The sequence below is a fragment of the Wolbachia endosymbiont of Drosophila ananassae genome (genome assembly GCF_008033215.1).
In the GTDB taxonomy this organism is placed as follows: Bacteria; Pseudomonadota; Alphaproteobacteria; order Rickettsiales; family Anaplasmataceae; genus Wolbachia; species Wolbachia pipientis.
Genome location: NZ_CP042904.1, coordinates 840,703 through 852,954, shown reverse-complemented (window position 1 = coordinate 852,954; position 12,252 = coordinate 840,703). Strand labels below are relative to the sequence as shown.

The window sequence follows — 12,252 nt, the reverse complement described above, 5'->3', positions numbered from 1 at the left end:
TTATGCTAAAATTTTTGCTGATAATACCGTTTTTTTTTCTGTCAGGCTGCGGGGAACATCACTGTATTAAGCCAGAAAATTTATCAGGTTTGCGTGAAAAACTAGATATAGTGTCAACAGAGCAGAAATGGGTTGATTCTGGTGTTAATATCTCAGATAGAATAAGAGTAACAGAGATTGATATAGTGCCTAGTAAGGTTAATTTTTGTCCTAAGCAGTATGCAGATTTTGCAATTGGGCCTGGGAGAAATGACGTTGCATTACCATTTGCACTTAAAAAAGGCGATACGATAAGCTTTAGTGTGATTGGAAGTAAAGTGTGTAAAGATAAAGAGAGTGAGACAAAAATCAGGTATTTGAAAATCGACGAAAAGTGTAGCGAGCAAGAAACGGAACATTTTGCACATGTTTTAAATCAAGAGAAATGCCAAGGTGGCAAGGATGGGATATGTCCTAATAAATATATAATAGGCGATGCGCAATGGTTGAGTGGAAGAGAGTACTGGTTTTCGAAGTTAGATCAAGATGAAAGAAAAAAGGAAATTGAAAATATTATTAACTCTATAAAACAAGGAGAGAATATAGATTGCAGCAAGCTTTCAGAGAGCAGTGCAAGTAAGATAGATACGCACATTTTAAATTCACTCTGTAGACGTATATGTAAATTTTCTTCTGGTCGTAGAGGCGAGGATTGCGTGTATATTGAATATAATAATATAGAAATTGAGCTATTCAATGCTTTAAATTCTAGTGGTGAATCTGTTGTTGCTGAAATTATTAGTAACGTATTAAAGGGAAAACAGGTAAAAACTGACATTACATTTCTAAAAGTTGGTATGGATAATGAAACTCTTGAACACATTCCAGGTGGTGGTTTATGTACTAGTTGTGATCATAAGATGGAGAATGACCATCAAATACCAAGTTTAACTTTTAGTCTATGTAGCAGAAATGACAAGAGCTGCTACAATACAAATGACAAAGGCGGGTTCAACATAAGAGTAACGAAGAACCATAGTCTGGAAAATAGCTTGTATATAAGTGTTTCCGATAAATTCCCTGAGCATAAGCCTGGTGAAAATCAAGCGGATATATCTGTAGATATCAGCAAAGTTCATGACATGGAAAACTTGAAAGGAAAATTAAAAGACAAAACAGGCACCATATATTACGGAATAAGAGACCATGGCTGCGATTACAAAAATGAAGGTCAGTTTAGCATTAACCTAACAACTCAAGAGCCACCTACAAAAACTTTTAGTGCAATATATAATTTCTTTGATGAAAAAGTGAAAACTGCATTTTTCGGCTCTAATTATAAAGACCCTAACGCAATTCACTCTGATACTAGTCCTGTAAAGTCTCTTTACGAAAGTTTTATAAAATCAAGCAGAACAAATACCATTAGATCTACTATAATATCACTATTAGTACTATATATAATCTTATATACTCTTTATTACTTTTTTGGATTAACTCATATTTCTATATATGAGTTTTTAATTATATGCGTAAAGATAGGAATCATCGCTCAGCTATTGCAGGATAATAGCTGGGACTTTTTTTATAACAACGCATTCTCTATATTTATTAACACTCCAAAACAACTAATAGAAATAGCAAATTTTAGAGGCACTACTTCAAATGTTTTTGAGTTTCTTGATTTGCCGCTCAATAGGTTCTTGTCATCGCATTCAGTATTGTTAATAGTATCTCTTATATTTTCTGGCCCTTTGGGCATTGTATCTTTTTGCTTGGTGATTTGGGGTTTAATCACAGTGAGCTTATCTATTTTTAATGCCTTATTTTCTTTTATTACATCTATAGCAATAGTTGCGTTATTACTTTCTTTAGCACCTATTTTTATTATTTGTCTTTTATTTGCGTATACTAGGCAGATGTTTCAAAACTGGGTTAAAAATTTAGCAAGATTTGCAATTCATCCAGTGGTCCTTTTAATTTTTATATCACTGATAAGTCAGGTTATGGATTATATTGTGTATTCAGTATTTGATTTTGAGGTCTGCTCTACATGTATACTTAATATTAACCTAAAGATTTTTAACCCTTGTATTTTTTATGGTTATGCTTCCAAATATACACCTAATATTACCGCTATGATGGCTTTTGTTATTTTGGGACACGCTATGAAAGCTTTAGTTGAAGCTTCTTCGGCAATATCTGACTCGTTGTTTGGTGCTTATGTAGCAAGCGAACCTGGAAGACAGTATCAACAAAGCTTAATGGGAACAGTAGGGTTAGATGAACAAAGCGTTCAAAGAAGAGAAAGAGGAGATGCCTCTCAACAGTCAGGTACGTCAAGACCTCAAATACCACAAGGGACTCAAAGGTCAACGCCTCAGATACCACAACCAGGAAGACAGCAATGATAAGTAAAAGATCACTATTATTGATACTGTGTCTTGCAATCACTGGTTGTAATATGGATTGTGTCGAGCCTGGGTTGCAGAGCAAAAACACCAGCGTTAATGTGGATGTTCCAGTTCGTAAAGCCGATAAAATTCATTGGGTTGATTCTGGTCAGGTAATTAGTCAGGGTGAGAAAATCAAATTCACCCTCGATGGATCAGTAAATTTTTGCCCTTTTAAAGAAGACAAAAATCCAAGGAAAGTACTTGTGCCAGCTAGCTTTTGTGCTGATGGCTCAGAACCAAATTATAGTAAGGCTGCGGATATTAATAGTGTACCTAACAATTATGGTGTTAATGAAAGTAAAAACGAACTATGTGGTGGCAAAGGATTTGGCAGCAATAGACGTTATGTGGACACTGGAATTAAAGTAAATCCTGGTGACAAGTTAAGCTTCAGCTTAGTTCCCAGAAAAATAACAATTGATTACGACAATCCAGAAGGGAAAGGCATCAATTTTGATGACAATTGTTATAAAGCTGTAGAAAATGATCGTAAGGAAACTGTATATAAGAAAGCTACAGTGAGTGAAGTACATCAGGGGGGAGAGTTTTTTTGTGATGGTAAAGATGGTACAAAAAATAAAATACAATTTTTACCTCTTGATAAAACAAAAGCAAAGGAAAGCAAAGTGCTAGTTGGCAATGGGTATACCCCATATGATAATAAGGTGCATTTTAATAAAGGTTATATTCAAGACAACGAACCATGGGTATATGGTTCACTACTTGATTTACGCCGCGCTAAAATAGGATTGAACGAGTTATGTGATGGAAAAAACTGTAGTCTTGATGAGAGAAAAAAGTACTCCTCCTATGAGCTTAACTGTTACCATCAAAATATATGCTATACTGAGAAGGGTATATGGAACTATGGTTTAGGTCAAGCAGGAGAACGGAACTGTGTCTCCTCTATAAGGTATAAGAAGTACGATAAAGGAAATAAATGTGATATGTATTCTTATCTAGAAAAAATGGAAGGGAATGTTAAAGCAGGTAGTTTTACTGAAGATGATAAATCTTGGGCTGAGGCTCTTGTTGCAAAAATTGGTGATCCTGATGATAAAAATACCGCTAAAGGTATTCAATGTCTTCCAAAGAAAGAGGGTGCAAAAGGGGATAATATGTGTTCGCAAATTGGCGATAACAATAAATTCGAGGATTTTTCTCTGGAATTGAACAATGATTATCCAGTAAATGACGAGGTAACGCCCGGTAGTAGTGTGATGCTCGCTATCGCAGATTATGGTCATTATTACTATAATAGAGGAGGGTACCATGTTAAAGTGACTAGATCATGTGAATATATTAATGGCGAAAAATTATATGTATATTTAGGTGATGAGCCACCTAAAGATTTGCATGGTGTGGGAACTAATGATTTTAAAGTGGTAGGAGTGAGAGAAAGAGTAAACGGAAAAGATGAGTACACCATATTAGATGTAATAAGCGGAGAACACTTTCAGAACGAAGAATCTAAGAAGATATATTTCGGCATCAATGTAAGCAACGTAGAGAGAGATGACATTACAGATAAAAATGGCAAATATTATGAAAATAATAAGTACACAGTAACTTTATTTGTTAAAAGAAAAATTAATGATTTTATTTCATCGAATGTAAACGGGGTATTTAAACTTATAAAAGAAGAAGTAATTGGGGACAGCGTTAAAGATTCATACAAAGGATATGCAAGAGGTCTTCTTCAAGGGGTAAGAGCTTTGCTTACTCTATACGTTATATTTACTGTCGTTGGCTATATGCTTGGAACAATACAGCTAAGTAAATTTGATTTCATTGTAAGAATGTTCAAGATAGCATTTATAGCTTTTGCCTTTAGCGATAGAAGCTGGGAACTTTTTGGTACAACTTTATCCAGACTTTTTATAGATGGTAGCACTTATTTAGTTGATAGTTTTTCTGGCTATGTAGGAGAAGGGGAGAGAAAATTTGCATTCTTAGACTTGACAGCAGGAGTATTATTCACAGCAGAAACTTGGTTAAAGTTTTTATCATTGATGCTCTCTGGTCCTTTTGGCTTTATTGCATTTTGGGTAATATTCTGCGCTACTTATGCGTTTTTAAAATGCATTATTAGCGCTACGTTTAAATATGTAATATCTACTGTTCTAGTGGCGTTTTTACTGTCATTAACACCTTTATTTATCGTATTTATTCTATTTCAAAAGACTAAACCCTTGTTTGATAATTGGATAAAAACGTTGGCTCATGTTTCATTAGAACCAGTCATTTTATTTTCATTTTTATCTCTTTTAAATCAGTTGATGTATTCAGTTTTATATAACCTCACAAATTTTTCTGCATGCTATCAATGTTTAATTAGCGTAAATTTCTTATCGTATGATCTGTGCTTGATGAAATCAATACTGCCTCTTGGATACAGTCCTGGCACTAGCGTTGATGTTGCACTCAGTACCGGAGAAAGGGCTGGTGGACACTTTGCAGCATTACCTATAGACCTAATCCAGGCGTTTATATACCTCATTATTGCCGGTGCAATGGAAGCTTTTGTTTCTATATCGGAAACTATGGTACAAACACTATTTAGCTCTGGTTATGGAGTTACTGGCAGTGTTGGTACAGTTGCTAAGAGCGCATCGCAAGCTATGCTGTCAACCGTTGGCCTTGATGATAAGACCCAAAGTATGATACAGAGTATCAAGCAGAAAATGAGTAAAGATCGGGGAAAAATTGAGGCTAAATTACCTAACACACCAAAGCAACCAGACAAAAAAGAAGATTCTAAAGGAAGTTCTGATAAAACAACGAGTGATAGACCTAAAACATTAAAACAATCAGATCAGCAAAAAAATTCTGATGAAACAATAAGAAGTGATCCTAGTGCTAAAGCTAAAAACAAGGAAGAAAATGGAGAGGAGTAAGATATGAATGATGTTATGGAGTAACTAATTAAAAAGATATTTTAAGTAAAGTTTTAGAAATTTATTCTGTATTTGGAAAAAGTTTAGATATGCAATCACGTTTAGGCAAATGTTGGTTTAGGGTATTACTTCTTGCAGCTTATGTGCTGATCACAGGTTGTAGTAAGAACGATATGCCTTTTCCAAGGTGCATATCTGCTGACTATTTTGGTCCTGAACCTATTGCAGTAAGCGCTCATTTTTCAAGCGATCATGATGCTTTTATTCCAGAAGGTGAAGATGAAAGCGTTATTGATCCTGACACTGGTGAAATTAATTCTGGTTTTCACCATAACCAAGTGGTGAAGTGGAAAGATACTGGATTAGAAACCAATGGAGATAGCTTAATAGTGCGAGTAAATGGTGCATGGACATCTTGGAGTAATAATAACAAGAAGGAATCTAAAAAAGGCAGTTATACCTTACAAAGCTTGGAGCAGTTAAAATATGCAACTAAATTTGAAGGTAAACAAAGTGATAATAGTTTACCTAATTTTCACTTAGTTTGTAATGATTATAAACCTAGCATACAAAAATTTTCAAGTAAGTCTGATACAAGTTGCACTGTAAATTGCAAGTGCATTAATGAAGATGATAGCGCAAATACAGTATCACGTGGTGCTCCATGTTGGTTTACCAATGGTCATGGTGCTTATCTTTTGTTTCAAACGGGGAAAGATGATCCTAACGAAAATCTAAAGTTAATGCGCGATCCTCAATATCCTACTGTACATCTAGGTTACAACTCCGTGGCAGAAAATGGGAGCGGTCTTTTTACTTTAGACAGAGATAGCACTAAATTAAAAGACAGAAATTGTAATGAGTTGAAGTTAAAAAAGGGATGGAAAATATATGTAAAAATATTAGATAGATATTACTTAGATAATGTAGGTGGCTACTCTTTTGAGTTCTTAAGTGGAGTGCAGCAGCCAAGTAGTTTTGGGTTTTTTGATTACATTTATAACTATCTAAAATGTGTATTATTGATTAACGAAAATTGCAAAGAACATTTTAATAGCAATGATCCTGCAGTTGCACAAGCTATGTTCGAAAATATAGCTGAAAAAAGTACGAGCTTTCACAATTTTGTTCTTTCCTTGCTTGTTCTATTTGTAATGATTTCATCGCTTCTTTATCTTTTTGGCATGATACAAGAAACTAAGCATGATATGCTCATCAGAATGATGAAAATCACTCTAGTAATAGTGCTTATATCTCCTGGAAGTTTTAGATTTTTCTATGATCATTTTCTTGTTTTATTCGTTAAAGGTCTTGAACAATTGATAAGTGTAATTACTAACTTTGCTCCCAACATGAACACCGGAAGTATTGCTCAAGAAGATGAAGCTAAGTTGTTTAGCTTCATGGAGGACATGTTCAATAAATTTTTTGCTTATTCTGTTTGGAAAAAGTTTGCAGCGTTTTTACATTACCAAATGTGGGCAAGCCTTCTTATGATACCGGCAATTTTCATAGGGATTGTGCTATACTTCTTGTTGTGCTTGTATGCTTACATAATATTTCTCTCTGGCTTTATGGGTATAGCTTTTCTTATAGCTATCATGCCACTGTTCCTGATCTCTATTTTATTTTCACCGCTGAAAAGTCTATTTGAAGGTTGGATAAAATTCTGTATAAGCTTTTGTTTACAGTCGATTATGATATTTACCCTGCTGTCATTGCTGGCTGCTATTATAATGAACACCTTTTATAGACAACTAGGTTTTACTGTATGCTACAATAAATGGTTCGAGGTAAAGTTATGTGCTCCAAAATGGGTGTTTGGCGGTTTTTGTATCGTTGATAAGCAGTACTTTGGTTGGACCCCAGGGCAAATTTTTGTACCTTACACTCTTGGAGAAGCTTCTTCTCTTAACATAGATAAAAGTATAGAAGGTATAGAAAAGATAAGCAGAGAAGGTGGTACAATAAAATTTACTGGAGGCGCTGGATATATCCCGCTTCCACCGGATTACCCTAAAGATAAAAATGGTGAACATATAAAAGGGTTTCGTTATATAGATTATCCTTTCTTTAATCCAATGCCTGGAACTAAAGATAATCCAGCAGACCACTATATTGCAGAAAGTGATATGGTAGTTAGTAATGGCTGTAGTGAAAAAGATCTAGTGCGCTTAACAAATAGTTTATCTCATGCATCAGAGAGGGCTGACATTATATTACTGATCAACAATATAGAGAAAAGGATAGGTGATGTTAGTGAAATAATAAAACGCTACTGTCAAGATATAAATAAATGCAATAGTTATAGGGAAATAATTAATGAAATAAGATCTTTAGTGCGGAGTGCGATAGAAAAACAAGGTTGTAGAATACTGAAACTTCATGATTTATATAAGGATCCCAACAGTGAATACTGTCAGAAATGTAAAGATTGTGAGGATTGCAAAAATTATCAAGAAAATAGCGATTACCAAAGGGTGCAAGACATACAGAGAGGTTATTTAATCAATGCAGGGGAAATCTTTGTGTTATTCTTGCTTTCATTTTTAATGTTCTCCTTACGCGAGTTCGTACAACAAATGGGCTCAAGTATAGCTGGTGGTGGATTCAGCGTTTACAATATATCTAGAATGTATGAAGCATCGCCTTTGGTTGGCATAATGGAAGGATTAAAACAGCATTATTGGCAAGACGCAATTGGTGGAAAACTAGAATCTTTAGGTAATTGGGCTACTCATTTACCGGATAGATTAGCCGGAGGTACAGCTAATCTACTGGGTAGGATACCAAGAGTTGGAGGAGTGCTGAAATACGCTATTGATGTGCCACGTAAGTTTGTAGGTGCTACTATTGAAGCAACGAAGTTTGCAACATCGCCTGAAAATGATGTTGATAAGCTCGAGGAAAAAATTTACAGGGCATTTGGAGTTGATAAGGAAGATATTACACACAGAAGGATCGGTAAATATTTAGATTATTATAAAGGATACGTAGGATCACATTTGGGCTATACAATAGAAGATGCTATGAAATTTACTTGGGAGCATGGTCTTGGCTCTATAGGAAAGCATGGCTATGATCATAACCTACTCTATAGAGCAAAAGAATATAGGCGAGATTTCTTAGAGAAGCTTCATGATTACACTATCGGCCGTAAGAGAGAACCAGAAAAAGACAATCCTGATCAATCAAATAAAGTAGAACGAGAGTTAGGCACGGAACTAGTAAGAGATAACCATGATCAGCCACTAGAAGAAGGCGACCCTCTTCGACTACGAGGGGGAGGTCAGCCAGATAAGGTAGTACGAGAACTAAGCACAGAACAAGAAGACAAGCCTAATCAACTACAGCATGATCAGCCAACAGAAGAAGATAAGCCTGATCAATCAAATGAAGTGACACGAAATTTAGGCACGGAACCAAAAGGTTCAGATGAAATTGATGATTTTGGATCTGCTTTTGAAGGTATGGAAAAACGTGCTGAAAGAGAAGGCAGAAGAAATCAAGATAAAGTTTACAACCTCTCACCACTTTTTGAAATGAACACTCCAGAAGCTGTAGAAAAACGTGCTGAAAGAGCTAGAAGAAAAGAAGAAAGAGATCGAAAAGACGAAGTTTATAATCTTAAGCCTTTATTTAAAGAACCAAAAAATCCAGAAGAGTACGTTAAGGCACTTTTTGAAATGAATACCCAGGAAGCTATAAAAAAACGTGCTGAAAGAGAGGAAAAAAGAAATCGAGAAGACAGTAAAAGGAAATTACCGGAACCAATGAGGAAACCAGATGCAAAAGGAGATGAGAAGAGGATTGAAGATGAAGACTAATAAAAATTTCAAAGGCCTTGATTATTATAAATTGCAGCAAGACAAAGATGGCAACATAAAGTTAAATGACTACGACGACATTTTAAATGCGCGTAGGGCAAGGGTAGACTTGTTGCGGGATAACACATCACTTGACAAGGATGTCAATTTTGCTAAATTGAATAAAGCTTTGAGTGAGAAATTTGTAGATAATCATGGTTTATTGTCTGAATTTGATAAGGAAGACAAAGAGATTGTACAAGAAAGGATTAAGGTGTTTAGTATTTTAGAAAGTCTTGAAGACCTTAAAAGCGTGAAAAGTGAAGATCTGTTAGAGGTTAGCTTACTGCTGTCAGATCTTAGCTTCATAGAGAGAAATGTTGTACTAAATACCGATCAGAATTCTGATCTAGCAGGATTTAAAAACCTATTTATTGAAAAAAAAGCATCTGGTGAAGAGTATAGTGAAGAAGAATGTAGAGGCTTTCTTGATAATATAGATAAAATCAATACTATAATTAAGTTAGAGTTAGAAAGCAGAATTGAAGGGCTAAATCATGATGAAAAAAATGATCATGATGATTTACAAGATGAGATTGGTCAAGCAATTAATGCAGCAGGCAAATCAGAAAAAGATAACTGATGAGTTTTGTGTTTGTGTTTTTCTTACAAGCGACTCGATAGCTTCTCTCTATTAAACTGCTAAAGCCATATTGACATTAATCATATAGTATAAATAATTAATTATTTTGGAGCTTATTTAATATGCTACGCATCATTGCAGGCAAATATCGCGGAAGAAAAATAACTACAGGTAAGCATTTAGCTGCACGGCCAACTATGAGTATTGTCCGAGAAGCAATATTTAATATGCTTTCCTCAAGAAAACCTATTTATAACTTGAATGTACTTGATTTATTCTGTGGTAGTGGTTCTTTTTCATTTGAAGCGCTTTCTCGCGGCGCTAAACATGCATTTATGGTAGATTCAGATTATTACAATTTGCAATTGCCTAAAAAAACAGCAAAAGATTTTGGAATTACGGACAATGTTACGCTAATTTGCTGCAGTGCTAACTGCTTACCACAACCTATTTCAAAATGTGACATAGTTTTTATAGACCCACCTTACAATAGCAATCTAGTTGAATCAACGTTGAATGGACTAGCTCACTCAGGCTGGTTAAGTGATGATGCATTGATAATTCTAGAGATTAGGAAAAACGAAGATTTTGAGTGCAATAAAAACTTCAGTATAATCTTGGAACGCACCTACGGTATAGCGAGAATAATTTTTCTTTCTCTATTAACTTGAACTTGCATATACTTTTCATTGATGAGTTCCAGTTCTATTTTCGTCAAGTTTCCGGAGAAATTACTTATTCTGTACTGCCCTAGATCAAAATTTTTATTAAATTCAGAGTCTATTAAATATTCATGTGCTTCTTCAATAAATTTATTTTCTTTTTCTTCGTAACTGGTGTATTTTGTTGTACCATTATTATCCTCACGATAAACTAAATGTTCTTTATGATCAGCATGAATATTGTATCCGTTCAGGGGAGCGGCAAAATAAGGTAGACAAAGCAAGATAATAATGTTGATGTTAACACTATTGTCAAGTTTACTGGCCTTTCTATTAGTGAGATTGAAGAATTAAGTGTGAGCGGTTACAAATAATTTGTATCCGTTCAGGAGAGTGGTTTAAGAAACAATAGATAGGAGATTTTGGAAAGGATTGAGACCCCTTTGTTTCCAAGTTAAGTATAATGAAATTATCCGCTCAAGGAATGTATTTCCCCGCTTTGATTGTGTAAAATATGAGTTTTTGCGATAAACGACATAATGCCGAATTTGCCGTTCAGCGTGGTTATTTGTCAGCGGAATATTTTCTGGGTCATCTAAAAATTTCCACATCATTCTTTCAGATCTCAGAACATTTTTTGCAACTCGAGAGGCTCCAATTGCTTCAGGTAAACGAGATATCTCCTTCAAGTAATACTTTGTACGTTTTCTTAATTTTCTGGCACGTCTGACAAACCTCAAAACATCTATCTCACTTTTTAGTAAAGCTTTTTTTAGTGCAAATAATTCAGTGGCCACGTTTCTCAAGTAACAACCCAGAACTTTAACTTCAATATTCCAACTATGTGCTAATCTTTCAAAATCTCTTGATAAATGTGCCCAACAGATTTGCCTGTTTTTATCGGCAAAATAATTGTATGCTGCATACCTGTCAGTTATTACCAAGCTATTGCGATTGCAGAATTTACTATTTTGTAAAACTTTCATTCCTCTTGACTCTGTAAATTTTACAAAACTTGCCGTATTGCTTGCAAACATCCAACACCAAGCGAGTTTACCTTTGTTATAATGGCTCGTTTCATCAATATGTAGAACTTTACTCCTACTTATCTCTTGTTCGATCTGCTCATACATTTTTTTGCATTTTGAAGCAACTCTATGTTCACTATTTGATATGCTACCGACGCTTATGTTCAAATTGAAGATATCATTTACGACACTCGCTATTTCGCGTTTTGAATTTTTGTAGAATCCGCTGAACGCTGCAATTATTGACTTAACCCTTGGACCAAATGTATCTGGCGTAACACCTTCCGGTAACTTGCTACTTCTTCTCTTTCCGCATCTCCGACAACGGCCATGTTCTAACTGATATTCCACTACATAAGGCTTGATTTCTGGAAGATCAACTTTCTGATGAATATATGGTTTTTCACATATTGCAATTTCTCCTCCGCATTCGCAAGTATTAGGCAACTCTATCTTTACTACTTTATCTGCATCCATGTTGGCGCGAAAACTTCCTTTATGACCAACCTGACCGCCAATATTCCTTTCGCTTTTCGGCTTATTCTTTTTTATTTTATACAACTCTTTGGAACTTGGTATTGATGAATTTTTTGAGCTTAAACCGAGTCTTTCTCTTAACTCAGCATTTTCTATCTTTAAAGCCTTATTTTCTGCTTTTAAACTTTCATTCTCTTTTTCCAATCTTTCTATTTTTGCTTCTAACCTTTCTATTTTTTGCTGTAAATTTTTGCAAAGTTCTAAAAGGTTTACCATATTATTTCACTTTTGCTCTATGATTATC

Annotated in this window: 6 protein-coding genes and 1 pseudogene; 5 read left to right on the top strand and 2 right to left on the bottom strand. The window is 34.9% G+C overall.

What is annotated here, in order from left to right; genetic code table 11:
* Positions 1–2 precede the first annotated feature (2 nt).
* From EA652_RS04145 to rsmD, 5 genes are all read left to right on the top strand, one after another.
* The gene (locus EA652_RS04145) at positions 3–2,390 is read left to right on the top strand and encodes a TrbL/VirB6 family protein (protein WP_012673285.1); all 2,388 of its coding nucleotides are present in this window, start codon (positions 3–5) and stop codon (positions 2,388–2,390) included.
* Positions 2,387–5,332: a TrbL/VirB6 family protein gene (locus EA652_RS04140; RefSeq protein WP_012673284.1), complete on the top strand. Its 2,946-nt coding sequence runs from the start codon at positions 2,387–2,389 to the stop codon at positions 5,330–5,332. Before EA652_RS04145 ends, EA652_RS04140 begins: the two co-directional genes overlap by 4 nt.
* 89 nt (positions 5,333–5,421) lie before the next feature.
* Positions 5,422–9,159: a TrbL/VirB6 family protein gene (locus EA652_RS04135; RefSeq protein WP_012673283.1), complete on the top strand. Its 3,738-nt coding sequence runs from the start codon at positions 5,422–5,424 to the stop codon at positions 9,157–9,159.
* Positions 9,149–9,781 carry a WD_0853 family protein gene (locus EA652_RS04130; protein ID WP_007549230.1) on the top strand — a complete coding sequence of 211 codons (633 nt, stop codon included), beginning with the start codon at positions 9,149–9,151 and terminating at the stop codon, positions 9,779–9,781. The genes EA652_RS04135 and EA652_RS04130 overlap by 11 nt, the downstream gene beginning before the upstream one ends.
* A 122-nt stretch (positions 9,782–9,903) precedes the next feature.
* Entirely contained in the window at positions 9,904–10,452 is a 549-nt protein-coding gene (rsmD, locus tag EA652_RS04125) for a 16S rRNA (guanine(966)-N(2))-methyltransferase RsmD (protein ID WP_006280837.1), read from the top strand.
* Here rsmD and EA652_RS04120 read toward each other — a convergent pair.
* Together EA652_RS04120 and EA652_RS04115 are read right to left on the bottom strand one after the other, a co-directional pair.
* A pseudogene (locus EA652_RS04120) lies at positions 10,410–10,685 on the bottom strand (hypothetical protein); the annotation flags it as partial. The gene rsmD and the pseudogene EA652_RS04120 overlap by 43 nt on opposite strands.
* 156 nt (positions 10,686–10,841) lie before the next feature.
* Positions 10,842–12,224 (bottom strand): IS66-like element ISWen3 family transposase, encoded by a 1,383-nt coding sequence (locus EA652_RS04115; RefSeq protein WP_007548562.1) that lies wholly within the window; start codon positions 12,222–12,224, stop codon positions 10,842–10,844.
* Positions 12,225–12,252 lie beyond the last annotated feature (28 nt).